Source organism: Paenibacillus sp. 05T425 (assembly GCF_056396205.1).
On sequence record NZ_JBFTLA010000006.1, the window covers coordinates 245,539 to 271,781 of the forward strand.

Consider the following 26,243-nt stretch of genomic DNA (forward strand, 5'->3'; position numbering starts at 1 on the left):
GTCTTACTTCCAGCATATGTATAGTTGCAGCCGCTAACGGCTTGTCGGCACCTTTGATGGCACTCAATTATTCATAAAAGGAGATTCGCTATGCTTCAATCCATCCTTATCCCCATGCTGCTTGGCTTCTCCATATTTATGTGCGGGATGAAGCTTATGGAGCTTGCCCTTCATCAACTTGCGGGACCTTATCTGACAATGATGCTGCGGCGTTCGACCGCGACGCCCGTCCACGGACTCGCCATCGGCACGGCAACGACTGCTTTTCTCCAAAGCAGCACCGCTGTAACCGTCATTTCGATCGGTCTCGTCAACGCAGGCCTGCTCACCTTTCCAAGAACGCTTGGCATCATATTAGGAACGAACATCGGCACCTGTCTGACAACGGAACTTATCGGATTAAATTTGAACAAACTCGCTATTCCGATCATGATCGTGTCCATCGGAGTTTGGCTGCTAACTGCTCTGACCGGGGAGGTCAGGCTGCTCCCGTGGCTTCGACATTTGGCTCCGAAACTCAATCCGATCCGTTCTGCGTCAGTTGTTCTATGCGGCTTCGGCCTGCTCTTGACTGGCATGGCGATGATGCAATCCATTGGACCTGCCGTGCAGCAAAGCGATATGTTCAATTGGTTTATTGGAAAAGCGGACGACAGCCTGTGGTGGGGAATTGCAGCGGGTGCGCTTTTGACTGCTGCCGTTCACAGCAGCGCAGCCGTGATTGGCTTAGTAATGGGCTTCACTGCGATTGGCGCAATGCCGCTGGAGATCGGAATCACCGTTGTGCTCGGCGCCAATATCGGCACCTGCTTCACCGCCATGCTTGCGTCGATTGGCGGCTCGAAGGCAGGCCAGTATGTAGCGCTGTCCCATGTCCTGCTGAATGCCGGGGGCGCATTGCTGTTCTTGCCTTTCCTTCCAGAGCTCTCCAATCTGTCAGAGTGGCTGTCTGAATCACCTGCGGGACAGATCGCGCGCGCCCAAACCGTGTTCAACATTCTAAGTTCCCTGCTGGCGCTTCCTTTCTGCTACTTGCCCGCCGTGCGCGGACTCGATCCGCAGAAGTAAGAACCTCAGCCAGAAACCGTTAATCAGTCGACAACCCAAGAAGTTGGAATGCGCCAGCGACAATCCGATGATTGTTGTCATAGCCGGATTGCTTCTGGCGTCTCCACGCTTCCTTCGGTTCGAACCAATCGACGCCGCGAATTTCTTCGACCTGCGCCTGCAGCGAGCCTCCGACAGCCTCGACCAAATAATAATGAACTTCTTTGTCCACTAATCCAAACTTCTCATGCTCGTACTGATATTTGATTTGATCGATCGGAGCAATAATGACGCCTTCCATTCCCGTCTCCTCAACAATCTCGCGAAGCGCCGTCTGCTCAACCGTCTCGCCCGTCTCCATCTTGCCTTTGGGCAGCGATACTTTGCCGTATCGGTCCTGAATAAGCTGAATTTGAAGCTTTCCTTCCGCAGTTCGACGATAGACGACGCCTCCAGCAGATATTTCCTTCATCTCCGCTTCCCCCTTGCTACGTTTAATGATTAGTATATCCAGCATGGATCACTTGCCTGCTGCCAGCAATTGCTCATCATCAGGATCGATTGCAGACAAGCCATAGTTGGTTATAATTGCAGCAAAGGATTCCTTCCTCTTTTCCAGTAGCAATGAAAAGAAAAGGAATCCCATATAAAGCCGTTATCCGAAACTAAGCACGAATGGCTTCAGGACGCTCCAGCACGAAGCTATGAACGTCAGACTCGCGCATAATCGCCTGTTCGTCGTCAAGCACTCTTACGAGTGTTGCGCGGCATTCGTTAACGCCCGCTTCCGTAATCTTAACGCGGCAGAGCTTGCCGACCAGCGATTCCGAGCCTTCGAACACGACTTGAATGTAATTGTCCGTGTAGCCCATGATGAGCCCGGTGCCAGGCGCGCCTTTGTAATCTCGTTCTGGTATCACGTCCAACACTTCGCCCACGAACGTTTTTGCATATTGAAGCTGCATACGCTCGGACAGATCAATCAGCTTATGCACGCGCTCATTCTTAACTTCTTCATCCACTTGATCTTCCATACGCGCGGCAGGGGTTCCTGTCCGCTTGGAATAAGGGAATACGTGCATTTCGGCAAAGCCAAGCTCCTCCATGAAACGGTAGCCGCTCTCGAACATTTCCTCGGTCTCTCCAGGGAATCCGACAATAACGTCCGTCGTAATCGCAACACCCGGCATCGCTTCATGCAGACGCTTAATTTTCGCCGCGAATTGCTCCGTCGTATATTTGCGGCGCATCCGCTTAAGCACCGAATCCTCGCCCGCTTGCAGCGGAATATGAAGATGGCGGCACATTTTGCTCGAACGATTGAGGACGTCGATCATGGCGTCGTCGATCTGGCTAGCTTCAATCGAGCTGATCCGAATACGCTCCAGCCCTTCTACCTTGTCCAAATCCCACAGCAAGCTTGTAAGATTATAGTTCTCCATATCGTCGCCGTAGCCGCCGGTATGAATGCCCGTTAAGACGATTTCCTTGTAGCCGGCAGCAACCAGCTGCTTCGCTTGCTCGATGACGCTATGCGAATCGCGGCTGCGCGACAAGCCGCGCGACCATGGAATGATGCAGAACGTACAGAAGTTATTGCAGCCTTCTTGAATCTTCAGGAAAGCGCGTGTACGGTCCGAGAAGTCCGGCACGTCAAGCTCTTCGAAGTCACGCGTCTTCATAATGTTGCGAACGGCGTTGACCGGCTTGCGATCGTCTTGAATCTGATCGACGAACGACATGATTTTGTCGCGGTCCTGTGTGCCGATTACAAGATCGACGCCTTCAATCGCCATAATCTCGGCAGGCGATGTCTGCGCGTAGCAGCCCGTTACCGCGATAACGGCATCCGGGTTGCGGCGTACCGCACGGCGAATGATTTGGCGGCTTTTCTTGTCGCCCGTGTTCGTAACCGTACATGTGTTAATAAGATAAACGTCAGCCGTCGATTCGAAATCGACCTGCTCGTAGCCTTCGTTTTTGAATAACTGCCAAATCGCTTCCGTATCGTAGAAGTTAACTTTGCAGCCTAAGGTGTAAAATGCGACCGTTGGCATAGTGGTCACGCTCCTCCCATTTCTCCGGATTCATATAGTAAGCAGGTTAATCCGACGATACCTGCTGTTTCCGTTCTAAGTATTCGTTTGCCGAGCCCGACAAGCACGGCTCCTGTCGTTTCCGCCTCAGCAGCCTCGCGGTCGGTGAAGCCGCCCTCAGGACCGACAATAAGCATGATGTTGGCAGGCGAAGTTTGTTTCCCGGATCGTTCGCTGCGCAATATCCACTCTTGAACCGCCGTTCGGATGCCTTTGCCATGCGCAGCATCCCCTTCGCGCTCGTAGCAGAACAGAACAAGATCATAGTTCTTGATCCCTTGCATCAGCTCGCGCCAGCTCTGCACTTGCTCAATGACCGGCACGCGGTTGCGATGAGACTGCTCCGCCGCTTCCTTGGCGATCTTGCTCCAGCGTTCGAGCCGCTTCGCTTCCTTCTTGCCGTCATACTGCACGATCATCCGCTCGGACTGGAATGGCGCGAACGCGTAAGCGCCAATCTCCGTTCCCTTTTGGATAACAAGCTCCATCTTATCGCCCTTCGGCAAGCTTTGGGCAATCGTGACCGACCAGAGAGGCTCGCTGTCCATGGACAGCCGCTCTACAATATCGGCTTCGACGAGCGTAGCGGACGCATCCGTCACTTCCGCAATCGCCGTACGAGCCGCGCCATCGCTTACGATGAACTTATCGCCCGGCTTCATCCGCATAACGCGCGCCGCATGATGGGCATCCTCGCCCGTCAAACGCACCTGCGTCTCGGTAAATTGATCTGCTGCTACAAAGTATCGCTGCATCGTGAGTCTCTAACCATCCTTCATCATAGCATGTTTCACTTCGTAAAATCCATGATAAACCGTTGCCAGTCAAACGGCGTAAATAGGCTTTCGCACCAATTAATAAGCATAAAAAATATCTCCGAGGACAAATTCAATATCGGATCAAGCGTTACCGCCCTAAGCGGCGGAATAAACACGATCAGCAGAAAAATAAACATGCCCCACTGCACGTTCTGCTCCATCTTGAAACGGATGCGGAGCGGCAATAGATCAGCTAATATGCGGTATCCGTCCAGCGGCGGCAGCGGAATTAAATTAAAGACGAATAACAACAGGTTAATGGTGATCAGATAATAAAAGAAATGAACTAGCGCACTGTAAACGCCAATTGATCCTGCATGCAGAAGTCCGGTCTCGTTCAATACATATAGGAGGACAACGCCAAGCGCCCCGACAAGCAAGTTGCTCAGCGGCCCTACGGCCGATACCACAATGCCCATCAATCTCGGATGCTTGAAGCGGCTTGCCCTTACGGGTACAGGCTTCGCCCAGCCGAAACCTGCGATCAGCAGTAGGATCGTTCCCAGCACATCCAAGTGAACGCGCGGGTTAAGCGTAACCCTGCCCGCCAGATAGGCTGTATCGTCGCCGAACTTGTAGGCGCTGTAGGCATGAGCGAACTCATGCACAGTGAACGCGATGATGAGGACGAGCGCGATGAACGACAGGTCCTCCAGCGGATACCACAAAAAGTTTTCCAGGCTTATTCACTCCTTTGAGGTTTTCTAGCAACGAATGCAATCCAATCCTCATCGCGTCTTTTCTCTATGATCTCGAAGCCGGAACGGATCAAGCCGTCCTCAACGTCAGTCTCCTTGTTTTTCCAGATGCCCGACGCAATATATGTACCGCCTGGCTTAAGCGCTTCAAACACATCGTCGATGAACAGCAGTATAATCTCCGCGAGAATGTTCGCCACAACCAAATCTACTGGAACGGTAACGCGCAGTCCGTGCTCGATGCCCGCCGAATCCGCCTGATCTTCGCGCAGAACGCCTAGCAGGTCGCTCAGACGAACTTCCACCTGCTCAGACAGATCGTTCAACCGCACATTTTCCGTGGCGCTTGATACGGCAATCGGATCAAGATCCAGCGCCAGTACGCTCTTCACGCCAAGTCGGCAAGCGCCAATTGCAAGAATGCCAGAACCTGTGCCGACATCGATCATCTCTTCCCCGCCGCGCACGACAGACTCGAGTGTCTGCAAGCATAAAGCAGTAGTCGGGTGAGTACCCGTTCCGAAGGCCATTCCAGGGTCAAGCTCTATGATCCGCTCGTCTGGACCAGCCTCATAATCTTCCCAAGTCGGCTTGATCGTGAGCTTATCCGATATGCGGAGCGGCTTAAAGTATTGCTTCCATGCCGTTGCCCAGTCATCATCGTCCACTTCCGCAGACGTGTACTCCACATTACCCGGATCTATATCAAATTCTCTAAGCTGCTCAACGCGCGGCTTAATCGCTGCAATCAGTTCTTCAACATTCGTTTCTTCCGCAAAATACCCTTTAATCACGGCCTTGCCTTCCGGTATATCGTTAAGCGGCAGCTCATACCATTGTCCAAGCGAAGTGTCGCGCGGCTTGTTCAGCGTGCCTGATTCTTCAATGGATACGCCGCCAGCGCCCATTTCATGCAAAAAATTCGAGATCATTTCCGTCGCTTCTTCTGTTGTCGCGATCGTTAGTTCATGCCATTTCATAGATAACGTCCTCCAATACAATAAAAACCTAACATCTATTGTACACCACGAGCGGCTTTTGCACAAAAGTGTTATAGCGAACTTTAGCGATAATTATGCTACAATGCTTACTAAATGCTGGAAGCAATCTTGCTGATTGCTTTTTTGATACAACGTTCAGGAGGGCTGCAGCACCATGTCACCTAGAAATATCGAGAAAGATCAAAGGCTTCGCGACGAGAGGCAAAGCCAGATTCTTGAGGCAGCGATGCACGTTATTGCGCGGCGCGGCTTGCCTGCAACGAAGATCGCGGACATTGCCTCACAGGCTGGAATTAGCGTTGGAAATGTATATAAATATTTCCTCTCAAAGGATCAAATCTTTAAAGCCTTGGTCGAAAACGGACAGCGCGAATATCGGGTGTTCGTCGAGGAGGCGCTGCAATTAAACGCATCACCATACGATAAGCTCTATTGGTATACCGAGAACTGGCTCGTCTACCGCAACGGCTGGGCGATTACCGCTATCCTTCAATACGCACGCACATCGGAAGCCGTACCTCATGAAGTAACGCTGGCGGTCAGCGAACGCTTCATTGACAACTTGCGGCCAATGGCCGCGATTATTGCCGAAGGCCAAACGGCTGGCATTTTCAAGAACGGAGACAGCTTCGAGCTTGCTCTTATTTATGTGTCGATGATGGAGGGCCTTATTTTGCACAGTATTCCGGGTATTCAAGAAATCGCCACGCTTACTCCGGATAAAATGATTGCATTGCTGCTCAAATAACATCTTTATCCAAGGTGAAATAAGCAGCAAATTTTATACTTTCTTATATTTGAAAAAAAGATTGACTCATTTTGGAAATTGCTGCTATCATGTGTACATAGTGAATAATTATTCATCGCAAGTCTACCAGACCGCTGGAGACGCATAAGGACAACTTCGCAAAGAAGAGTCTTTATGCTTTTTTTATTTCCATTATACCAACTTATCCGATGAGATTAATTAGTCAACTAAAAGGAAGAGGATGAGCGCTATGAAGCTATTTTGGTTTATACCGACATACGGTGACGGCCGATATATTGGTTCAGATTTCGGAGCAAGGTCAACAACGCCTGCCTACTATCGCCAGATTGCCGCTGCAGCCGACGATCTTGGTTATGATGGGGTACTGCTCCCTACCGGGCGTTCTTGCGAAGATCCATGGGTGACCGCCGCTTCGTTAATTCCCGTAACGAAAAATCTCAAATTTCTCATCGCTGTCCGTCCGGGCCTTATGTCTCCTACGCTAGCTGCTCGCATGGCCTCCAGCTTCGACCGCAATTCAGAGGGACGTCTGCTCGTCAATGTCGTTGCCGGCGGTGATCCCGATGAGCTTGAAGCAGACGGCTTGTTTCTGGACCATGACGAACGTTATGAGCTTACCGACGAGTTCATGGATGTGTGGCGCAGAGTGCTTAGCAACGAGTCTGTCACCTTCGACGGAAACCATCTTAGAGTGAAGAACGCGATCAATATGCTCCCTTCTCTCCAGCGTCCTTACCCGCCTGTATACTTCGGCGGCTCATYGCCCGCCGCAATGGATGTCGCTTCCCGACATGCGGATTACTACTTAACTTGGGGAGAGCCCCCAGCTCAGGTGAAGGAAAAAATCGATCGAATGAGAGACATTGCCGCTCGGGCGGGGAAGGAAATCAAGTTCGGCATTCGGCTGCATGTCATCGTCAGAGAGTCTGAAGCGGAGGCTTGGGCGGAAGCAAACCGTCTCATCAGCCGCCTGGATGAAGGTACGATTGCCAAAGCCCAGCAAATCTATGCGCGCATGGACTCCCATGGCCAGCGCAGAATGACCGAGCTTCATAGCGGGAGCCAAAGCAATCTCGAAATATCGCCTAACCTATGGGCAGGTATCGGACTAGTCAGAGGCGGAGCCGGTACAGCTCTAGTCGGTGATCCCGACTTGGTTGCTGCTCGAATGAAGGAATACGCTGCACTAGGTATCGAGACTTTCATTATGTCCGGCTATCCGCACTTAGAGGAAGCCTACCGGGTTGCCGAGCTTCTCTTTCCGAAACTGCGATCACAGCAAGCTGATAGCCAAACGGCGGCGTCACGCGGCGGTGAGATGATCGCTTACCACTACGATCCGAAGCACGGCCGCTAAACGTTAGGAGACTGCCATGTCAAACGCTAATTATCGTCACTTACTGTATTCCGCACTGTCTGTAGCTTTCGTAATTATCGTGTGGACAGCTGTAACAGCACTCAACTGGGTCAACCCGTTATTCATCCCGTCACCGCAAAAAGTATGGCTAGCATTCGCGCAAATCTGGCAATCCGGATATAAAGGCCATTCCCTCGGACTGCACGTCGCCGACAGCCTATTCCGCCTGGGGAGTGCTTTCGCGCTCGCGGTTATAACCGCGATTCCGCTAGGTCTCATTAGCGGAGCTTCGGCGACTGTCAGAGCTTTGCTCGATCCTTTCATTGAGTTCTACAGACCGCTGCCTCCGCTCGCCTACTACACCATGCTTGTTCTGTGGCTCGGAATCGGCGATTCATCCAAGATCGCCCTACTGTACCTAGCTGCCTTCGCCCCGCTCTACATTGCTGTCGTTGCCGGTGTCAGGAAGGTGTCGATTGACCGCATTCGCGTCGCCAAGACGCTCGGCGCGACCCGAAGCAAGCTGTATCTGCATGTGCTGTTGCCTTCCTCGCTGCCCGAGATTTTCACCGGTATAAGAACAGCGATCGGCGTTAGCTACACGACGCTTGTTGCAGCTGAGATGGTAGCCGCGATGTCCGGCATCGGCTGGATGGTGCTGGACGCGAGCAAATTTCTTAGGAGCGATATTATTTTTGCAGGCATTATTCTAATGGGATTAATCGCCATAGTTATCGATTCAGCGGTCCGCCTGCTCGAGAGGAAGCTTGTTCCTTGGAGCGGCAAAGAGTAAATAAAACATATTGTTAAGGAGTGGAGTCTAATGAAGACTGTAAGAACCAAAACCGTTTCTATTGCAATTATTATGTTGATTGCGCTTGTCGGCATCTTATCGGGATGCAGCTCGAACAACGGCAATAATACAGAGAGTCAGACCAGTAAGCCGGAGACAAAGGCTGAAGAAACCGTTAAGCCAAGTGAAAGCACTGAAGTGCCTGCGCAAGCTGAGCAGCTGCCTAAGGAGGTCCGCATTGGTTTCCAAGTCATTCCGAATGCGGAGCTGCTCACGAAAGCGCTGGGCTTAGCCGAGAAAAAGTTTCCCGGTGTCAAAGTAACCTGGGTTCAATTCGATTCCGGTCGTGACGTGAATACTGCATTCGCAGCAGGCGGCATTGATCTCGGTCTTGCCGGTTCTGTTCCTGTAGCTATTGGTCTTGCCAGCGATCTGCCGTATCAAGTATACTTCCTGCACGATATTATCGGTGATAACGAAGCGCTTGCAGTGCGCAACAGCTCCAATATTAACAGCGTCAAAGATTTAAGCGGCAAGAAGATTGCCGTCCCATTCGGTTCGACCACTCACTTCAGCTTACTGTCTGCATTAAAGAAAGAAGGCGTCGATCCATCGACGGTTTCGATTCTCGACCTTCAGCCGCCGGATATCGTTGCAGCTTGGCAGCGTAAAGATATCGATGGAGCGTTTGTCTGGCAGCCTTCACTCGCCAAGCTCATTGCTGATGACGGCAAAATACTTATCTCTGCCAAGCAGTTATCGGAGCAAGGCATCATTACGGCCGACGTAGGCATTGTGAGCCGCAGCTTCGCGGAGCAATATCCGCAGTTCGTGAAAGATTACGTCTCGCTGCTCGATGAGTCTGTCGAATTATACCGCTCCAAGCCTGAAGAAGCAGCCAAAGCGGTAGCGCCGCTGCTCAGCCAATCCGAAGCCGACACGCTGCCGCAGCTGCATGAGCTCGTATGGCTGACATCGGCAGAACAGCAGGATGCGAAGTATTTAGGTACAGACAACAGCATTAGCGGATTCGCACAAGTACTGCAGCAGACTGGACAATTTCTCGTTGAGCAGCAGACTATTCCTGCTGCCCCGGAAGCAGATGAGTATCAAAAAGGAATTTGGAACGAAGGAATTAAGCGATAAGGAGAGGAAAAGCGATGACGGAAGCTGCTCACCCATTCATACAGCCAGCAGGAGACATCGCGGCTGCGGAAGCTGTTAAGCTGGAGAATATCAGCCTGATCTATCCGGGCAAAACAGCTCAATCAGAGGTTCTGCGCCGTATCGATCTTACGATTGAAGAGGGAGAATTCGTATGCGTGCTCGGTCCTTCAGGCTGCGGCAAGACCTCTCTGCTTAAGGTTATCGCCGGTTATGAGCAGCCTTCCGCTGGTACGGTAAGCGTGTTTGAGCGGCCTCATGGCAAGCCGCATCCCGAGGTCGGCGTCGTGTTCCAACACGCTAACCTGTTTCCCTGGTTGTCGGTTCAGCGAAATACGGAATTCGGACTAAAAATGTCCGGTCTGCCAAAAGCGAAGCGCAAGCAAGTAGCAGACAATGTCCTCGAACAGGTTGGGCTTTCGAATTATGCCTCGTTGCTTCCCTATCAATTGTCAGGCGGCATGAAGCAGCGAGTCGCCATTGCGAGAGCACTAGCCCCGCAGCCGCGCATTCTGCTGCTGGATGAACCTTTCGCTTCGCTCGATGCGCTCACGAGAGAAGCGCTCCAGCAATTGCTGCGCAAGCTATGGATACAGACGGGCAAAACCATTTTGTTCATAACCCATGACGTGGATGAAGCACTGCTGCTAGGCACTCGCATCATTACGATGCAGGGATCACCGGGCCGCATCCATTCGGATATCGCCAATCCCCTTAACAGCCGCATAGAACCGTTCGCAAGCGAACGCAAGCATCCTCGCTTCGCTGAACTTCGCGAAAGTCTTGTCAGGTCGCTGCGAACGCCGCAGCACGATCCTGCCTCTACCCAATAATAAGCATCATGCTTACAAACAGAAAAGGAGCTATCTCAAGGAATAACCTTAAGAGATAGCTCCCTTTTCTTGTCTATCTGTTACAAAATCGACGTGTCTGCTTGACCGCCGATCTGTTCGATAAGACGCAGCGCTTTGTCTGCAATGGCCGCATCAACGGTAGCGGTCAGCAAGCCCTGTTCATACAGCCCGCCGACATCGACTACCCGAAGCGCTTGCAGCTTGTGCAGCGCCTCCTGCGCGGCGCTCTCGCCGCTGAAGGTCGCTTTGATCTCGACCTGGTTCATCTTACTGCTCCTGAGCGCGTTGATCCGCTTCAGCTGCGCGCTGGGCAGCTTGGCGATCCGCCTCGTCCGCCAGTTCTTCGGAAAACTCTACGTCCTCGTTTTTCCCGATCGGCAATTGAGCAAAATTCACTTTCTCGAGCTCATTCTTTTGATTATCTGTCATCTGTATCGTCTCCTTTAGTTTACTTCTTCGCGTATGCGTATAACTGCATTACCTGAATAGAGTGCTCGCTGAATTCACTTTCTATACAGCTCCTAATTTCATATCTTTAATCGTTAGCATGGATTACGTACAGTCAAATGGGTCTTTTTTACAACAAATCTGCATTTGACTGGATAATCTCCAACCTAATCCGCCAGAAACAGCTCATTCCCGCCACAAACTCCTATTTGCCTGTACTTTTTCCATTCAAACTGAAACTTGATTGTCACATGGCCATTTTTGGCTGTATCAAATCCAATCTCAATATCTTTGATATTAAAAAAAAAGACGTTCCGGGTTATTCACCGCGGAACGCCTTCTTCATGCGCTCGAATATCGATTCATGATGTTCTTGATCGCCGGCAGACTCGGAGCCCGGGCCGCCCAATTGGCGAAGCAAATCTTTTTGCTCTTCGGTCAGACTCGTTGGAGTAACGACCGTTACCTTCACATGCTGATCGCCTTGGCCGTAGCCGCGAAGCTTTGGTACGCCTTTTCCTTTTAAGCGGAAGTACGTCCCCGTCTGCGTTCCCGCGGGCACCTTCAGCTTAATCTTCTCTGTAAGCGTCGGGATCTCGATCTCGTCGCCAAGCGCTGCTTGAGCGAACGTAAGCGGAACTTCGCAATAGATGTCGTCGCCGTCGCGTTCGAAGAATTCATGCGCTTTGACACGGATAACGATGTACAAATCGCCTGCTGGACCTCCGCGCAAGCCGCCTTCGCCTTCGCCTGAAAGTCTGATTTGTGCACCTTCGTCCACGCCCGCCGGGATACGAACGTTGATTTTGCGTTGACGCTTCACTTTGCCAGCGCCGTGACATGTTCCGCATTTGTCTTTGATAACGCGTCCCGTGCCGCTGCAATTCGTACAAGCACGACGATTGACCATACGGCCGAACGGCGTATTCTGAACAACCTCTTGCTGGCCGCTGCCTTTACAGATCGTACACGTTTCAGGCTTCGTGCCAACCTTCGCGCCAGAACCATGACAAGTGTCGCATGTCTCGGTGCGAGGAATCGTAATTTCCGTTTCTTTACCGAATACCGCTTCCTTGAACTCGACGGTCATTGTATACTGCAAGTCATTGCCGCGCTGCGGTGCGTTCGGATCGCGTCTGCCGCCTCCGCCGCCGCCGAAGAACATATCGAAAATGTCTCCGAAGCCGCCGAAGTCGCCATTTCCGCCGCCGCCCATGCCTTGATTCGGATCAACATGACCATAACGGTCGTAAGTAGAACGTTTGCCATCGTCGCTTAGGACGTCATAAGCTTCCTTAACTTCCTTGAATTTCGACTCCGCGTCCGCTTCCTTATTGACGTCGGGATGAAACTTGCGAGCAAGCTGACGGTATGATTTCTTAATATCGTCTGCGGAGGCATCTTTGCCAACGCCTAACACTTCATAATAATCGCGTTTATCTGCCATCTGTTCTCACCTCCGCTATATGCTATGATTTCATCTGCAAAATGGCCCATCATTATTGGCTTTCGCAAGCGTAAACGGCCAATGCCTTCCCTATGGCGGCTTTCAGCAACCGTTTCGCGAAGAATTCTAAGCATTTTATAAGTAGAAAACTTATAATGCTTAGAATTCACGAAAGGAGGTCAAAGACAGGCTACGCCTGCCCTTGACCTCACGCTCCTGCTAAACGCCTATTACTTCTGGTCGTCTACAACTTCATAATCGGCATCGACAACGTTATCTTTGCCTTTCGAAGCTCCAGCGCCTGCTTCTGGCTCTCCGCCTTCAGCGCCTTGTTCAGCTTGTGCTTGCTCATAGAGCTTCACGGAAAGCTGTTGAACGATTTCAGTCAACTCGGCAGCCGCAGCATTGATTTGTTCGATATCGTCAGTAGCAAGCGCAGCAGTCAATTTTTCTTTCGCTGCATTTGCTTTCTCGATTTCGGAAGCATCTACTTTGTCGCCAAGGTCTTTGATCGTTTTGTCGACGGAGTAGATGAGCTGATCAGCGCTGTTCTTCGCTTCAACAAGCTCGCGACGCTTACGGTCTTCCTCTGCGTTAAGCTCAGCATCCTTCATCATTTGCTCGATCTCAGCGTCGCTCAAACCGCTCGACGAAGTGATCGTAATTTTTTGGCTCTTGCCTGTTCCTTTGTCCAGAGCGGATACGTTAACGATACCGTTCGCGTCAATATCGAAAGTAACTTCGATTTGCGGTACGCCGCGCGGAGCAAGAGGAATATCGTTCAGCGTGAAGCGACCAAGCGTTTTGTTGCCGTTCGCCATGGAACGCTCACCTTGCAATACGTGTATTTCTACGCCTGGCTGATTGTCAGCATAGGTCGAGTAAACTTGCGATTTGCTTGTTGGGATCGTCGTGTTGCGTTCGATCATTTTCGTGAACACGCCGCCAGCTGTTTCGATACCGAGCGATAGCGGAGTAACGTCGAGCAATACAACGTCTTTCACGTCGCCAGTCAATACGCCTGCTTGAACGGCAGCACCGAGGGCTACAACCTCATCCGGGTTAACGCCTTTGTGAGGGTCTTTGCCGATTAGCTTCTTAACCGCATCTTGAACGGCTGGAATACGCGTCGAGCCGCCTACAAGTACAACTTTGTCGATGTCGCTCGGGGACATGCCAGCATCGCTAAGCGCTTGACGAGTCGGTCCAAGCGTACGCTCTACGAGCGCTGCGGACAGCTCTTCGAATTTCGCACGTGTCAGGCTCATCTCCAAATGCTGAGGAACGCCGTCAACCATTGTAATGAACGGAAGAGAGATCGAAGAAGTCAGGACGCCGGACAATTCTTTTTTCGCTTTCTCAGCCGCGTCTTTTAGACGTTGAACGGCAGCTTTGTCCTTAGAAAGGTCGATGCCTTGCTCTTTCTTGAATTCAGCAACAAGGTGATCGATGACCACTTGGTCGAAGTCGTCGCCGCCGAGCTTGTTGTCGCCGCTAGTCGCTTTAACCTCGAAGAAGCCGTCGCCCAGCTCAAGAATCGATACGTCGAATGTACCGCCGCCAAGGTCATATACAAGAATCGTTTGGTCTTCCGTTTTCTCAAGGCCGTATGCAAGCGCAGCCGCTGTCGGCTCGTTGACGATACGAAGCACTTCAAGACCTGCGATCTTGCCTGCATCCTTCGTTGCTTGACGCTGACTGTCATTGAAATAAGCTGGAACCGTAATAACGGCTTGCGTTACCGTTTGACCGAGGTAAGCTTCTGCATCGGACTTCAGCTTTTGCAAAATAATAGCGGAAATTTCTTGCGGCGTGAAATCTTTGCCGTCTACTTGCTCTTTATGGTTCGTGCCGATATGGCGTTTGATCGAGCTGATCGTACGATCAGGATTTGTGATCGCTTGGCGTTTTGCCGTTTCACCGACAATACGTTCGCCGTCTTTCTTGAAGCCTACTACGGAAGGCGTAGTGCGGTTGCCTTCTGGATTTGGAATAACGACGGCTTCGCCGCCTTCCATAACTGCTACGCAAGAGTTCGTCGTACCAAGGTCGATACCGATTACTTTACTCATCGTTTTATTTCCTCCTAAAAAGTTTTGTGTAACGTAGTGGAGCAAAACTTACTTCGTAAGCAACTAACCGCTTACTTTAACCATCGCTGGACGCAATACTTTATCTTTCAGCATGTAGCCCTTTTGCACTTCCTCGACAATAATGCCTTCTTCATGCTCATCGGACTCTACCTGCATAATAGCCTGATGGAATTCCGGATTAAAAGGTTCGCCGACGACATTCATCGCCTTCAGCCCTTCACCCGTAAGTGTCTGCTCTAATTGTCGGAAGATCATCTCCACGCCTTTGGCGAGCGATTCAAAATCGCCGTTTGCGGAAGCTGCAGCCATAGCGCGATCGAAGTTATCAACCACTGGAAGCAATTGCGTAATCAGCTTCATGGAAGCGTATTGCGCGAGCTCTTCCTTCTCCTTCGTCGTACGGCGGCGGAAATTATCAAAGTCCGCTTGCGCGCGTAAGTATCGTTGTTGTGCTTCTTCAGCTTGCTTCTCGAGCTCAGCATAACGGGAATCTGTTGCTACGTCCTCTGCGAAGGTCTCCTCGGCAGCTTGCTGCTGCTCTTCGGATATTTGCTCTTCTACTGCTTCTGCTGCTTCGTTATGTTGTTCGTTAGTCACCTTGTCACCTCCTTAAAAGTCGTTACTTATACCAGCGGCTCATTAAGAGCGCCATATCCTTGGATATTAGATCAAGCAAACTGATTACTTTGCCGTATTCCATCCGGGTAGGACCTAAAATGCCGATCGTTCCAAGCGACTGGCCGTCGACGGCATAGGTTGCCGTAATCAAGCTGCAGTCACTTATCGCCTTGTGGTCATTTTCTGTTCCAATACGTACTTGTATACCTGATGGCAAAGCGGAAAACATTTTCATTATTGCCGGTGTCTCATCAAGCAAATCCAAAATCGTTTTCACCTTGTCGACATCCTTGAACTCCGGCTGTGTCAGCATGTTCGTCGTGCCGCTTAAGAAAATGCGATGCTCATCGTCGCTTTGCAGCGCATGGTCAAGCACTTGAAGCACCTGCTCGAAATGATCGACATGCCGCTCCAGCTCTTGGCCAACCTCGGAATAGAGCTTCGACTTTAAGCGGATCAACGGGACGCCTGTCAGCTTCTCGTTCAAAATGTTAACGACCTTCTGCATATCGTCCATCTTAAAACCTTGCGGCAGCGAAATCGTCCGATTCTCGACATGGCCTGTATTCGTAACAATGATGGCTACAGCCGACGTATCGTCAAGTGGTACTAAGCCGAAATGCTTCAAGGAATTAGAGAACAGCTCCGGTCCGAGCAAGATCGACGTATAGTTCGTCAGATTGGACAGAATGCCGGCAGCATGCTGGATCACTTCCTCCATCTGGCTCATCTTATCCGTAACGAACGAGCGAACCATACCTAGGTCATGCTCATTAACCTCGCCTAGCTTCACCAAATGGTCGACATAATAACGGTATCCCTTTGTAGAAGGCACGCGTCCGGCAGACGTATGCGGTTGTTCAAGAAAGCCAAGCTCCTCCAAATCGGCCATTTCGTTGCGAATGGTGGCCGGACTGAAAGCTACGTCGCCTCGCTTCGAGATGCTGCGTGAACCAACCGGTTCAGCCGAGCGAATATAATCATCCACTATTGCATGCAATATCATCCGTTGTCGATCCGTCAGCATTCGAATTCCCCCTACGTAATTGTTGATCACCGTCATCGTTAGCACTCAATCGATTCGAGTGCTAATCATTAATACAAAAATACCAAACCAGCTTAACKATTGTCAAGTCGGTTCGGTATTTTTTGTTTGTAATAAAGCTGAAATAAGATCAGACCGTTCTTTTGGCTAACTTTCCATCTACATGCATGTTCTTGTTTAATTCCATTTAGTTTTCTGTAGCAACCTTCCATTTTAATGCTTCCGCTGCTGGTTCTTCACTAAAGAACGTGTCTACGCCATATTCCAAGCAATAACCCAATTTATCATTCGTAGCTTTAAAGGTATACGTTCTCTCCAATGTTTCATTTGGCATTAATTTTCCGAAAAACCCGTACTGCGCTTCCGATTCGCCATTTTCAAAGTATATTTTAAAAGTCGCTTCATCTATTTCTTTCTTCGTATTATTCGATTGCACGTATGTAAACGTATATTCTTTGTAGTCTCCTTTATCCGATACTACAATTTCTTTCATTAAAACAGTCATCCCGTTATCGTTGGATATGAATGGTTTATTGAATTCTAAGTATCCAATTTGGCTTTTTACTGGTTTATTTGCAGCAATCTCTTCGCTTAATTCGGCAAACAATTTTTCTTTCATATAGCTAATACCGTTATATACAAATGAATCTTGTGATTTTTTCAAGTCAAGATTTTCAGAAATGATTAACTTGAAATCCGTACCTACAAAACCAACCGACTTTGTTTGAGCATCATAATTTATAGAAATATCATATTTTTCTCCGCCTTCTCTAAGCGGAAGATATACGACTCCATTAACTCTAATTGCAGGTGTCGAAGAAGTCGGTAAATAATCGTTCAAAATTTCAGGCTGTTGATTACTTGATCCTTGAGAAGGCTCTGTCTCAGAATTATAATCATGAATCTCAACTGTCTTAGCCGAGGAATCCCAAGCAATCTCCTTGCCAAAAACGGATGCTAAATCTCGAACAGATAAGTAGGTGCTTCCTTCATAAGTTATTGCTTGTTTTGCTAACTTAACCTGTGTCCCATTTGTATTCACTTTAATATCGTCTCTAAGAAAAACTTGAATCTTTTTGTACGTATCTGCTGCAAAAGAGGTAGTCGATCCAAACAATGCTGCTCCGCAAAGAAAGCCGATTATAAATTTTTTCATTTTTACATCTCCATAAATATGTTTTTGAATTGGATTGATGCAGTACTCCCTAGATCTCATTCTCGCTATCTAATTTGAACACTATAAATTGTTGCATATTTCAAATACAGTTGAGTAAATATTTTTTCTCGAAACAAGGGGGTAACCTCTATATTGAACATCACAATTTTTACAAACAACAAAAAAAACACGGTATCATTAGTATGTTAAGCATCCCAATGATACCGTGGTTTCTCCTATTAAACGTGATTGCAGTTGATAACAAGCGTCTTTAGCTTCATTAAACCGTTCTGAGCACGGCGATTTCATCGCATGCATGCTGCTTCGGGCAGTTGACGCAGTCCTTCCACACCTTCTCCGGAAAAATCTCTTTCTCCACGATCGTGAAGCCGTTGCGCTTGAAGAAGTTGTCCGCGTACGTGAGGGCCATCACTTTAGTAACGTTCAGCGCCTTGGCCTGCTCGATCAAGCTCTCGACAAGCTTGTTGCCGATGCCAAGCCCTCTGTAACCATCCGTCATCCCGAGCGAGCGAATTTCCACCAAGTCGTCGCCAAGCCTGCTTAAGGAGCCGCAGCCAACGACAACACCGTCAACCTCGGCAACGACGAAAGTATCTATTATATGTTGCAGAGCTTCTCGTGTACGAGGCAGCATAATGCCTTTCTCGGCATAACCCTTAATTAATTGAAACAACGTCTCGATATCATCGGACGTCGCTTTTCTGCATAGAACCTCTAATGCCTGCATCGCTGCCTTCGCCTCCGCTCACCACTGATGATAAAAACAATATGAATAAATATACAACACAATGTATTTTAACACAATAGTAAAAATAGTGCCGATCATTAGCCCTCGAGGAAAGCTCCGAACACTTCATTTCCGAGCAAAACACCTTGTGAAGTAAGCTTATATACGGTATCGTCCGATAATTCCAGCTTCTCGAGCAAGCCGTCTCTTATAAGCTTGTCTATCGTCGGACCAAACTTCTGTTCCAGTGATAGGCCGCCGCCAAACTGCTTGGAGAAATTCGAAGAGCGAACGCCTGAGAGCAGCCGCAAGCCTACCATCATGAAATCCTCCATTGCTTCTTGCTCGCTCACCTCGAAAGAGTCCAGCCGCGGCAGCTTCTCGGAGGCAGCATCAATGTAAGGCGTAATTCCTTTCAAATTCACATGACGCTGACGATTGGCGTAGCCATGCGCGCCTGCACCGAGGCCGTAATACGGCTCATTGCGCCAATACGTAGAGTTGTGACGGCTTTCATATCCCGGTTTTGCAAAGTTGCTGATCTCATAATGCTCGTAGCCGCCGGCCTTCAGCAAATCCATTAACCGAATGAACATATTAAATTCTTCATCCTCAGTTGGCAAAGGTAGCTCATTGCGCTCATACAGCTTGTGGAACAGCGTATTCTCCTCAACCTTCAAGCTGTATATCGAATAGTGCTTCAAATCGAGCGCAAGCGCGCTCTCGACGCTGCTCGTCAAATGCTCGATCGTCTGACCCGGCAAGCCGAACATAAGGTCGATCGACATATTGGTGAAGCCGACCTTGCGTGCATTCTCCAAGCTCCGGTATACATCATCTACACTATGGATACGACCGATTCGCTCCAGCAAGCCATTATCGAACGACTGAACACCAAAGCTGATTCGATTGACTCCGCCATCTCGCATCGCCTGTAGCTTCTCGATATCCGTAGTTCCGGGATTCGCTTCCATCGTGAATTCAACGTTCGGAGCGAGTGGAAAATGAGACTTAACCGCATCAAGAAACACTTTCATCTGCGGCGGTGTCAGTACGGTCGGCGTACCCCCGCCTACGAAGACGGTATCGATCTCCACGGGCGGCAGCAGCTCGGTCGTCCGCTTCATCTCCTGCTCTAGCGCAATCAAATATTGATCGACGGGCTGACCCTTCAATACATAGGAAGTAAAGTCGCAATAATGACATTTGTTCGTACAAAAGGGAATGTGAATATATAACGCTCTTGGCGATTGTATGACACTTGTAACATTCATCGTTAGTCCTCCTTCCGTCGTGCGCTAAAAAAATAATATCTCAATAAAAAGAAGGAGAGCCGCGCTCTCCCTCGCTTCGCTACTTTAGTCGCTTAAGCTTAATTCTCGTCGATCTTAAGAACAGCCATGAACGCTTCCTGCGGCACCTCTACGCTGCCGACCTGCTTCATCCGCTTCTTGCCTTCCTTTTGCTTCTCAAGCAGCTTACGCTTACGGCTGATGTCGCCGCCGTAACACTTGGCAAGAACGTTCTTGCGCATAGCCTTAACCGTCTCGCGGGCAATGACCTTCGTTCCGATCGATGCCTGGATCGGCACCTCGAACATTTGACGCGGGATAAGCTCTTTCATTTTCTCGCAAATGAGACGTCCACGGTTGTATGCGCGATCGCGGTGAACGATGACCGACAAGGCGTCAACCTGCTCGCCGTTCAGCATGATGTCCATCTTCACGAGATTCGAGCGGCGATAGCCGGATACTTCATAATCGAACGAAGCGTAACCCTTCGTATTCGACTTCAATTGATCGAAGAAATCATATACAATCTCGGACAACGGGATTTGGTACGTAAGCGTAACGCGGTTCGTATCCAAGTATTCCATGTTAACGAACTCGCCGCGTTTATTTTGACAAAGCTCCATGATCGCTCCGACATAGTCGTTAGGCACGATAATGCCCGCTTTAACGAAGGGCTCTTCAACATAATCAAGCTTGCCCGCTTCAGGATAGTTCGACGGGTTATCGATATCCATTGTATCGCCGTTCGTCAACGTTACTTTGTAAATAACGCTTGGCGCCGTCGTAATAAGCGGAATATTGAACTCGCGCTCGATACGCTCCTGAATAATCTCCATATGCAGCAGTCCCAAGAATCCGCAGCGGAAGCCGAAGCCAAGTGCTGTCGAAGATTCCGGCTCGTATCTGAGCGATGCGTCGTTCAGCTCAAGCTTCTCAAGCGCTTCGCGCAAATCATTGTAATCTTGCGTCTCGATCGGATACAAGCCGCAGAATACCATCGGATTAATACGACGGTAACCTGGCAGCGGCTCTGGAGCCGGACGCTTCGCTTCCGTCACCGTATCGCCGACACGCGTATCCTTCACGTTTTTGATGCCTGCTACAACGAAGCCTACGTCGCCTACGGCCAGCTCGTCGACAATCGTCATCCGCGGCTTGAAGGCGCCGACCTCAATGACTTCGAATTCCGCTCCTGTTGCCATGAAGCGAATTTTCTTGCCGGCTTTGATGCTTCCGTCCATGACGCGCACATATACGATTACGCCTTTGTAGGGATCGTAGTGTGAGTCGAATATAAGTGCCTTAAGCGGCTCATCCGGATCTCCGGTCGGTGCAGGAACTTTGGCTACGACCTGCTCCAATATTTCCTTTATGCCGATACCCGCTTTCGCTGATGCAAGAACGGCTTCGCTTGCATCAAGGCCGATAACATCCTCGATTTCCTGCTTCACTCGTTCAGGCTCGGCGCTAGGCAAATCGATCTTATTAATGACAGGCAAGATCTCCAGGCTGTTGTCCAATGCCAAGTAAACGTTGGCAAGCGTCTGCGCCTCGATACCCTGCGCCGCGTCAACAACAAGCAGTGCTCCTTCGCAGGCCGCCATGCTTCGAGATACCTCGTATGTAAAGTCGACGTGTCCCGGCGTATCGATCAAGTTCAGAATGTACTCTTCGCCGTCGTCGGCGCGGTATCCTAATCTAACAGCTTGAAGTTTAATGGTAATGCCGCGTTCCCGCTCCAGATCCATCTGATCAAGAACCTGCGATTGCATCTCGCGGGAAGTAAGTGCGCCGGTATACTCCAGTATCCGGTCGGCTAAAGTTGATTTGCCATGGTCTATATGCGCAATAATAGAAAAATTTCTAATTTTCTTTTGTCGGTCACGAACGTCTGTCATGCCTAACCCCCACAATTTCCAATAATTCTACTCATTCTTTCTAGTATATCAGCTTAAGGGGCATGTGGGCAATGTTCATTCTTACTTCGTCAATCCGTCGAAGATCGAGACGACGAAACGGATGCCTCCGCTCGATACAGACTGCAGCATTCCTGAAGCGGATTCCGCCAGCTTGTCGACGGCGGGCTCGTTCTCTTGAAGCGGAATACCAGGCAGCCGCTCGTTCTCATCGACAACCGCATTCTCGTCTGCTCCGGCATCTGCTTTGCCAGCTTTGGTCAGCAGACGCTTCGTCTCCTCAAGCTCCCGCTCCAATTGCTCAATCTTACGCGCATAGACCAAGTTCTCATCCTGCTGCTCTATATTTTCCTCAGTTCCGTCACTTTCGTATTCGTCATAGTAGCCGCTGCCCGATTCCGTTTCCTCGAAGGAACCGTTAATGCGCTCAATGCCGGATGAAGACATCTCGATTCCGTATAAGACAATAAACACAATCGCGCCTCCCAGCAGCGTCCACTTAAGCGCACCCTTCTTCATCGCTCATTCTTCCCTTCCACTCGTTCATAATGGCTTCTTTGTATTAGGAGCTGTTACCTTCGCATCTTCCCAGTAGATCTCGCCAATGACTTCCGCAAGCGCATCTGCCGTACGGTAAGATTCCTCAAGCGTGTTATCTACACCGCCGATCTCGATTAGCACGCTGTCCGAAGCGAGCGATTGATTATATTCCCCATTACCTGTAGCAGCTGTCTTGCCCCAAATGCCGCGCGATATGCCAGGATACTTTTTCTCCAGCTCTTCATGGATTTGCGTAGCGAACTCTTCGTTTTCTTTCCAGTTCGGATTTTTGTGGCCGATTATAAAATACACCTGAGCATAACTTTTGCCCTTAATATCAATCGTCGTATATTTACGCTTCTGCGAATCGCGATGCAGATCGAAAAAAAACTTAAGCTTCTTGCTGCTCGCAATCGCTTCCTTCACGGTCTTCATCGAATATTTGTAGGACAGCTCCCAGCGGTAATCCTTAATCGCGGTCGGGTAGTCAGTCTTGCTGTGCAGCGCGCCGACGCCTTCTTCCTCCAATTTATCCGCGAGTCTTTTGCCGACCAAAGTGATGTTAGTCGTCGTGGAGTTCGGATCCTTCATCTTCTCCGTCAATTCAGGGAACCAGGATTCGCGATTATGCGAATGATAGATGAAGACAACGTCCTCGCCACCTGTCGTTGGCTCTGACGGTTCGTCTCCATCACCTTGCGATGGAGCATCGGTCGCCGGCGTTGTTGGTGCAGCTCCAGGATCGGTTGCGCCTTCAGAGCCTTCAGAGCCTTCAGAGCCCTCAGAGCCTTCAGAACCAATACCTGTGCCCGTATTAGGCTCGGATATGATTGGCGTATTGTCTTCCGGTCCAATTGCGGTGTCCGTTCCAATGCCCTGCCGAATTAGGAATGCGTCGTTCGCGCTCATACCCGGCAATTCCCCCGCAAGAAGACTTTTCGGATCATTCGGATTAATATCGGTTAACGCACGAATGAGAAATTTGCTGATTTGCTTGCTGGAAAGTGAACCCGATTCGCCGCTGCTCTGGAATGCAGGCATCTCCATCTCTAGCATGTCCCCAAAGAAGCCGCTAGATACCGATGCAGCGAAGCCTTTCATTGAATTGACCGGATCGGCCGTCGATTGCTGATGAGCCATGCCCGCTAATCCTATCAAAATAAAAAATAAGGTCGAGCTAAATGAAAGAAGCGCAAACGTGCGCCCCGTCACCAGCAAATTTCGTATCCGCCTGCTTTCTTTCCCGAAATCCAGCAGCATCATCGTTCGTTTCATCACTTGTATTCCTCCCGCCTTAAATGTCCGTTAGCTACTATTAATCTATGATCGCCGCCGAGTTCATAGAACCACTAGAGAGCAGTTTGTTGGTTACAATCTCATAGATTTGGATTGGGAGAGGATCGTTTTATGTGAAAAGGTAGGAATGCAAAAAAGAACGTCCCAGCCAAAGACCGGGACGTCACATGTGATTTTTAATGCGTATAGGCAGCCACATTATCGGTATCCACCGCATCATGAAGCGAAGCGTTAAGTCCGCTAGCGATAATGTTGGCAATATCCTCAATAAACTGGTCTATCTCCTTCGGGGTAACGAGCAGATCATGGCCAAGCGGACTCAGAACTTCCTTTACAAGCTGAAGCCGCTCTTGTTCGGGCAACTGGTTCATGACTCCGAAAATATGATTCGAATCGCCCTTCTGCTTCTCGATATGGGATCTCATCATCTCGAGCGTATTGTTGACAATGGTCGAAGCGTACACGACGGTCGGCACGCCGATCGCGATGACAGGCACGCCCAATATTTCTTTCGTCAATCCTTTGCGCTTATTGCCTATACCCGAGCCGGGATGAATGCCTGTGTCCGCAATTTGAATCGTCGTATTCACCCGTTCAATCGCTTTAGACGCCAAAGCGTCGATTGCAATAACAAGATCAGGCTTCGAGCGCTCCACGATCCCTTGTACGATCTCGCTTGACTCGATGCCTGTAATGCCGAGTACGCCTGGCGCGATCGCGCTAACGGGACGATAGCCCGGCGCGACTTGATCGGGCATTAATTCAAAGTAATGCCGAGTAACCATAACGTTCTCGACGACTAGCGGTCCAAGCGCGTCGGGAGTAACATTCCAGTTGCCCAAGCCGACGATCAATACTTTGGCCATTTTGTTAATGCCGAGCCGCTCTAGAAACTTCTCGAAATGTTTGGCGAACGCCGTTGCCACCCGGTCTTGAAGCTCCGTATCCTGATTGCGCAGCTCCGGTACCTCGATTGTTACGTATTGGCCTTGCATTTTGCCGATAGCCTGCGAGCCCAGCTCATTCTGCACATGCAGCTGCGTAATCGTAATGCCTTTATCCTCCGTCACCTCGGAGACAATGCCGGGTATCGGACCGCCGCCCGGCGTTTCCGCCAGTTCTTTCGCTTCCAGCGCCAAGTCGGTTCGAATATTATATTGCTGCAGATCAAGCTCACTCATTGTTCGGTGCTCCCTTCTTGCGTACGTATGTACTTTCGTTATTGTTTGCAAGGAGATCATTTTCATACTTTGATTTCTTTGGCTGCATCCTATTGACGTCTAGACCTCGCATTGGTTACTATTGCTTTTTGGCAACCTGCATGATAATATATTTTAAGTTGTGTTATCTAGATATTTACCGTTGTGAACAGTTTAGGAGGTGAATTCCATGCCAAACATTAAATCCGCAATTAAACGCGTCAAAACAAGCGAAAAACGCCGTGCTTTGAACGCATCCCAAAAATCCGCACTTCGTTCGGCCGTTAAATCTGCTGACCAAGCAATTGCTGGCACTGACGTTAACGCAGCTAAAGCTGCATTGATCGCTGCTACCAAAAAATTGGACAAAGCAGCTACGAAAGGCCTGATTCATAAAAATGCGGCTTCCCGCAAAAAATCGCGCCTTGCTAAAAAGCTGAATGCCTTGTCGGCACAAGCTTAATAACAGCCAAGTTGAAACGGCTTCATCGATCGCTTAGCGAACGGTGAAGCCGTTTTTTGTGTTATATGGATAGTGGGAATTCCAGTTTGAGTTAAAAAAGAGCAGCAGCGCTGCCGCAATATCGCGGCTACGCTCTCTGCTCAAGTCCTAATGATAGCAAGTACAATTCAAGTCCTAATGTCTTGTCAATGGCGCCTGTCTTCATTTTGTAATCCAGGTCGGCTAACGACGCGAGCAGCTGCCCAAGTCTTGCTGTTTGGAACTTGCGGCTCTTCTCCGCTGACAGCTTCACCGCATAAGGATGAAGGCCGAGCTGCCCCGCCATCTGCTGCGGCGAATACTGATGCTGCTCAAGCTCCTTAATCTGCAGCATGATACGCAACTGCCTTGCGATGAGCGCAGCAATCTTAATCGGCTCTTCCCGCCTGATGAGCAGCTCGCGATACATACGGAGCGCACGGTCGATACGCAGCTCAGCGATAGCTTCGATAAGCGCGAATACATCCTCTTCGGCCGTTGCGGCAGTAAGCATCGACGCTTCTTCAGCCGTAATCGTTCCCCCTGCTCCAGCATGCAGACAAAGCTTGTCTACCTCTTGCGCCAGCTGCTGCATATTGGCGCCTGTCCGCATGAAGAGAAGATCGGCTGCTTCTGACTCGAGAGTTCTCTGCTGTTCTGCTGCACGCTTGATCATCCATTGCTTCAATTGCGCCGCGTCCAGCTCTGGAAAAGCGATTAGCGAATGGCGATCCTTAAGTGTCTTCACCAGCTTACGGCGTTCATCCAGCTTCTCCGCATGCACGCTTACCACAATAACCGACGTTTCGGAAGGATTTTCTATGTACTGCAACAACTTCTCGGGCTTATGCTCGATCTTGCCGCCTTCTTTGCCGCCAGCGGCAAACACATTCATATCTCGAATTAACACGAGCTTGCGCGGTACAAAGAATGGCAGCGTCTCCGCTTCCAATACGGCTTCCTCGATCGATGTCTCGGCGGTATCGAATTTAACGATGCCGAGCTCCCTCTCATCGGACGTAAACAGCTTGTCCGATAACGTATCAATAAAATGCTGAACGCGGTAACGATCCTTACCGTACAATACATAGATCGGTCTGAAACGGCCTCCCTTAATTTCCTTTAATGCTTCCTTCGGATCCAATCGTATTCACCGCCTTCCCAATGATGTCCTTAATCTCAGCTTCGCACACGATGACTTAGAATAGACGGCAACAAAGGGATGTGCCTTCAGAAGGCTACATCCCTTTGTCCAAAGATAAGAGCTGATTCATGAAACAAACAACGCTTATCCCTCAACATGACCCGGTTCTGACTATTATCCGGATGCCCTACTCCGTTAACAGTCAGCCCGACCCAGCTTGCCGA

26 protein-coding genes are annotated in these 26,243 nt (G+C 49.8%); 7 read left to right on the top strand and 19 right to left on the bottom strand.

Translation table 11 applies throughout. The features are described 5' to 3' along the window. Nucleotides 1-90 precede the first annotated feature (90 nt). Entirely contained in the window at nucleotides 91-1,068 is a 978-nt protein-coding gene (locus tag AC1DF0_RS15200; RefSeq protein ID WP_442051700.1) for a Na/Pi cotransporter family protein, read from the top strand. A gap of 19 nt (nucleotides 1,069-1,087) precedes the next feature. Here AC1DF0_RS15200 and AC1DF0_RS15205 read toward each other — a convergent pair whose 3' ends face one another. The 5 genes from AC1DF0_RS15205 to prmA form a co-directional block, all read right to left on the bottom strand. Continuing rightward, nucleotides 1,088-1,519, bottom strand: coding sequence for an NUDIX hydrolase (locus AC1DF0_RS15205; RefSeq protein ID WP_442051699.1), 432 nt, complete (start codon nucleotides 1,517-1,519; stop codon nucleotides 1,088-1,090). A gap of 193 nt (nucleotides 1,520-1,712) precedes the next feature. Further along, on the bottom strand, nucleotides 1,713-3,104 hold the full coding sequence (mtaB, locus tag AC1DF0_RS15210) for a tRNA (N(6)-L-threonylcarbamoyladenosine(37)-C(2))-methylthiotransferase MtaB (RefSeq protein ID WP_477574512.1): 1,392 nt from the start codon (nucleotides 3,102-3,104) through the stop codon (nucleotides 1,713-1,715). 5 nt (nucleotides 3,105-3,109) lie between these two features. Next, nucleotides 3,110-3,898, bottom strand: a complete 789-nt coding sequence (locus AC1DF0_RS15215) for a 16S rRNA (uracil(1498)-N(3))-methyltransferase (RefSeq protein ID WP_477574513.1) — start codon at nucleotides 3,896-3,898, stop codon at nucleotides 3,110-3,112. Between the two features lie 35 nt (nucleotides 3,899-3,933). Then, nucleotides 3,934-4,629, bottom strand: coding sequence for a site-2 protease family protein (locus AC1DF0_RS15220; RefSeq protein ID WP_477574514.1), 696 nt, complete (start codon nucleotides 4,627-4,629; stop codon nucleotides 3,934-3,936). Between the two features lie 14 nt (nucleotides 4,630-4,643). Then, entirely contained in the window at nucleotides 4,644-5,639 is a 996-nt protein-coding gene (prmA, locus tag AC1DF0_RS15225) for a 50S ribosomal protein L11 methyltransferase (protein WP_477574515.1), read from the bottom strand. A gap of 175 nt (nucleotides 5,640-5,814) precedes the next feature. Between prmA and AC1DF0_RS15230 the strand changes: the two genes are divergently transcribed. From AC1DF0_RS15230 to AC1DF0_RS15250, 5 genes are all read left to right on the top strand, one after another. Beyond that, on the top strand, nucleotides 5,815-6,408 hold the full coding sequence (locus tag AC1DF0_RS15230; RefSeq protein ID WP_442051693.1) for a TetR/AcrR family transcriptional regulator: 594 nt from the start codon (nucleotides 5,815-5,817) through the stop codon (nucleotides 6,406-6,408). A 250-nt stretch (nucleotides 6,409-6,658) separates the two neighbouring features. Continuing rightward, nucleotides 6,659-7,786, top strand: coding sequence for an FMNH2-dependent alkanesulfonate monooxygenase (gene ssuD, locus AC1DF0_RS15235; protein ID WP_477574516.1), 1,128 nt, complete (start codon nucleotides 6,659-6,661; stop codon nucleotides 7,784-7,786). 16 nt (nucleotides 7,787-7,802) lie between these two features. After that, a complete protein-coding gene (locus AC1DF0_RS15240) occupies nucleotides 7,803-8,579 on the top strand; it encodes an ABC transporter permease subunit (protein ID WP_442051691.1) in 777 nt (258 codons plus the stop codon). Nucleotides 8,580-8,609: 30 nt separating this feature from the next. After that, entirely contained in the window at nucleotides 8,610-9,725 is a 1,116-nt protein-coding gene (locus AC1DF0_RS15245; RefSeq protein ID WP_477574517.1) for a taurine ABC transporter substrate-binding protein, read from the top strand. 14 nt (nucleotides 9,726-9,739) lie between these two features. Continuing rightward, the gene (locus AC1DF0_RS15250; protein ID WP_477574518.1) at nucleotides 9,740-10,576 is read left to right on the top strand and encodes an ABC transporter ATP-binding protein; all 837 of its coding nucleotides are present in this window, start codon (nucleotides 9,740-9,742) and stop codon (nucleotides 10,574-10,576) included. A gap of 80 nt (nucleotides 10,577-10,656) precedes the next feature. Here AC1DF0_RS15250 and AC1DF0_RS15255 read toward each other — a convergent pair whose 3' ends face one another. From AC1DF0_RS15255 to gpr, 13 genes are all read right to left on the bottom strand, one after another. Continuing rightward, the gene (locus tag AC1DF0_RS15255; RefSeq protein ID WP_442051688.1) at nucleotides 10,657-10,863 is read right to left on the bottom strand and encodes a hypothetical protein; all 207 of its coding nucleotides are present in this window, start codon (nucleotides 10,861-10,863) and stop codon (nucleotides 10,657-10,659) included. A gap of 1 nt (nucleotide 10,864) precedes the next feature. Next, on the bottom strand, nucleotides 10,865-11,026 hold the full coding sequence (locus AC1DF0_RS15260) for a YfhD family protein (protein ID WP_442051687.1): 162 nt from the start codon (nucleotides 11,024-11,026) through the stop codon (nucleotides 10,865-10,867). Nucleotides 11,027-11,363: 337 nt separating this feature from the next. Beyond that, entirely contained in the window at nucleotides 11,364-12,491 is a 1,128-nt protein-coding gene (dnaJ, locus tag AC1DF0_RS15265; protein WP_475821427.1) for a molecular chaperone DnaJ, read from the bottom strand. A gap of 230 nt (nucleotides 12,492-12,721) precedes the next feature. Beyond that, nucleotides 12,722-14,563 carry a molecular chaperone DnaK gene (gene dnaK, locus AC1DF0_RS15270; protein WP_477574519.1) on the bottom strand — a complete coding sequence of 614 codons (1,842 nt, stop codon included), beginning with the start codon at nucleotides 14,561-14,563 and terminating at the stop codon, nucleotides 12,722-12,724. Nucleotides 14,564-14,626: 63 nt separating this feature from the next. Further along, on the bottom strand, nucleotides 14,627-15,181 hold the full coding sequence (gene grpE, locus AC1DF0_RS15275; RefSeq protein ID WP_442051684.1) for a nucleotide exchange factor GrpE: 555 nt from the start codon (nucleotides 15,179-15,181) through the stop codon (nucleotides 14,627-14,629). A gap of 22 nt (nucleotides 15,182-15,203) precedes the next feature. Next, a complete protein-coding gene (hrcA, locus tag AC1DF0_RS15280) occupies nucleotides 15,204-16,229 on the bottom strand; it encodes a heat-inducible transcriptional repressor HrcA (RefSeq protein WP_337101567.1) in 1,026 nt (341 codons plus the stop codon). Between the two features lie 205 nt (nucleotides 16,230-16,434). After that, complete coding sequence (locus tag AC1DF0_RS15285) at nucleotides 16,435-17,403, bottom strand: stalk domain-containing protein (RefSeq protein WP_477574520.1); 969 nt, start codon at nucleotides 17,401-17,403, stop codon at nucleotides 16,435-16,437. Nucleotides 17,404-17,683: 280 nt separating this feature from the next. Continuing rightward, complete coding sequence (locus AC1DF0_RS15290) at nucleotides 17,684-18,151, bottom strand: N-acetyltransferase (protein ID WP_337101566.1); 468 nt, start codon at nucleotides 18,149-18,151, stop codon at nucleotides 17,684-17,686. A 98-nt stretch (nucleotides 18,152-18,249) separates the two neighbouring features. Then, nucleotides 18,250-19,425, bottom strand: a complete 1,176-nt coding sequence (hemW, locus tag AC1DF0_RS15295) for a radical SAM family heme chaperone HemW (protein ID WP_442051759.1) — start codon at nucleotides 19,423-19,425, stop codon at nucleotides 18,250-18,252. A 98-nt stretch (nucleotides 19,426-19,523) separates the two neighbouring features. Continuing rightward, a complete protein-coding gene (gene lepA / locus AC1DF0_RS15300) occupies nucleotides 19,524-21,341 on the bottom strand; it encodes a translation elongation factor 4 (protein ID WP_442051760.1) in 1,818 nt (605 codons plus the stop codon). Nucleotides 21,342-21,422: 81 nt separating this feature from the next. Then, entirely contained in the window at nucleotides 21,423-21,878 is a 456-nt protein-coding gene (locus tag AC1DF0_RS15305) for a hypothetical protein (protein ID WP_442051761.1), read from the bottom strand. A 24-nt stretch (nucleotides 21,879-21,902) separates the two neighbouring features. Beyond that, on the bottom strand, nucleotides 21,903-23,174 hold the full coding sequence (spoIIP, locus tag AC1DF0_RS15310) for a stage II sporulation protein P (protein WP_477574761.1): 1,272 nt from the start codon (nucleotides 23,172-23,174) through the stop codon (nucleotides 21,903-21,905). 197 nt (nucleotides 23,175-23,371) lie between these two features. Further along, nucleotides 23,372-24,376 (bottom strand): GPR endopeptidase, encoded by a 1,005-nt coding sequence (gpr, locus tag AC1DF0_RS15315; RefSeq protein WP_477574521.1) that lies wholly within the window; start codon nucleotides 24,374-24,376, stop codon nucleotides 23,372-23,374. Between the two features lie 208 nt (nucleotides 24,377-24,584). Here gpr and rpsT point away from each other — a divergent pair, with 208 nt between their 5' ends. Next, a complete protein-coding gene (gene rpsT / locus AC1DF0_RS15320) occupies nucleotides 24,585-24,857 on the top strand; it encodes a 30S ribosomal protein S20 (protein WP_337101560.1) in 273 nt (90 codons plus the stop codon). A gap of 127 nt (nucleotides 24,858-24,984) precedes the next feature. On the opposite strand, the gene holA is transcribed toward rpsT, so the two are convergent. Then, a complete protein-coding gene (holA, locus tag AC1DF0_RS15325; RefSeq protein ID WP_477574522.1) occupies nucleotides 24,985-26,019 on the bottom strand; it encodes a DNA polymerase III subunit delta in 1,035 nt (344 codons plus the stop codon). Nucleotides 26,020-26,243 lie beyond the last annotated feature (224 nt).

Excerpts from the sequence above, each read along its gene's own strand:
- AC1DF0_RS15200 (WP_442051700.1), top strand. The coding sequence starts at position 91 with ATGCTTCAATCCATCCTTATCCCCATGCTGCTTGGCTTCTCCATATTT.
- AC1DF0_RS15205 (WP_442051699.1), bottom strand. The coding sequence starts at position 1,519 with ATGAAGGAAATATCTGCTGGAGGCGTCGTCTATCGTCGAACTGCGGAA.
- mtaB (WP_477574512.1), bottom strand. The coding sequence starts at position 3,104 with ATGCCAACGGTCGCATTTTACACCTTAGGCTGCAAAGTTAACTTCTAC.
- AC1DF0_RS15215 (WP_477574513.1), bottom strand. The coding sequence starts at position 3,898 with ATGCAGCGATACTTTGTAGCAGCAGATCAATTTACCGAGACGCAGGTG.
- prmA (WP_477574515.1), bottom strand. The coding sequence starts at position 5,639 with ATGAAATGGCATGAACTAACGATCGCGACAACAGAAGAAGCGACGGAA.
- AC1DF0_RS15230 (WP_442051693.1), top strand. The coding sequence starts at position 5,815 with ATGTCACCTAGAAATATCGAGAAAGATCAAAGGCTTCGCGACGAGAGG.
- AC1DF0_RS15240 (WP_442051691.1), top strand. The coding sequence starts at position 7,803 with ATGTCAAACGCTAATTATCGTCACTTACTGTATTCCGCACTGTCTGTA.
- AC1DF0_RS15245 (WP_477574517.1), top strand. The coding sequence starts at position 8,610 with ATGAAGACTGTAAGAACCAAAACCGTTTCTATTGCAATTATTATGTTG.
- AC1DF0_RS15250 (WP_477574518.1), top strand. The coding sequence starts at position 9,740 with ATGACGGAAGCTGCTCACCCATTCATACAGCCAGCAGGAGACATCGCG.
- AC1DF0_RS15255 (WP_442051688.1), bottom strand. The coding sequence starts at position 10,863 with ATGAACCAGGTCGAGATCAAAGCGACCTTCAGCGGCGAGAGCGCCGCG.
- AC1DF0_RS15260 (WP_442051687.1), bottom strand. The coding sequence starts at position 11,026 with ATGACAGATAATCAAAAGAATGAGCTCGAGAAAGTGAATTTTGCTCAA.
- dnaJ (WP_475821427.1), bottom strand. The coding sequence starts at position 12,491 with ATGGCAGATAAACGCGATTATTATGAAGTGTTAGGCGTTGGCAAAGAT.
- dnaK (WP_477574519.1), bottom strand. The coding sequence starts at position 14,563 with ATGAGTAAAGTAATCGGTATCGACCTTGGTACGACGAACTCTTGCGTA.
- hrcA (WP_337101567.1), bottom strand. The coding sequence starts at position 16,229 with ATGCTGACGGATCGACAACGGATGATATTGCATGCAATAGTGGATGAT.
- AC1DF0_RS15285 (WP_477574520.1), bottom strand. The coding sequence starts at position 17,403 with ATGAAAAAATTTATAATCGGCTTTCTTTGCGGAGCAGCATTGTTTGGA.
- AC1DF0_RS15290 (WP_337101566.1), bottom strand. The coding sequence starts at position 18,151 with ATGCAGGCATTAGAGGTTCTATGCAGAAAAGCGACGTCCGATGATATC.
- hemW (WP_442051759.1), bottom strand. The coding sequence starts at position 19,425 with ATGAATGTTACAAGTGTCATACAATCGCCAAGAGCGTTATATATTCAC.
- lepA (WP_442051760.1), bottom strand. The coding sequence starts at position 21,341 with ATGACAGACGTTCGTGACCGACAAAAGAAAATTAGAAATTTTTCTATT.
- AC1DF0_RS15305 (WP_442051761.1), bottom strand. The coding sequence starts at position 21,878 with ATGAAGAAGGGTGCGCTTAAGTGGACGCTGCTGGGAGGCGCGATTGTG.
- spoIIP (WP_477574761.1), bottom strand. The coding sequence starts at position 23,174 with ATGAAACGAACGATGATGCTGCTGGATTTCGGGAAAGAAAGCAGGCGG.
- gpr (WP_477574521.1), bottom strand. The coding sequence starts at position 24,376 with ATGAGTGAGCTTGATCTGCAGCAATATAATATTCGAACCGACTTGGCG.
- rpsT (WP_337101560.1), top strand. The coding sequence starts at position 24,585 with ATGCCAAACATTAAATCCGCAATTAAACGCGTCAAAACAAGCGAAAAA.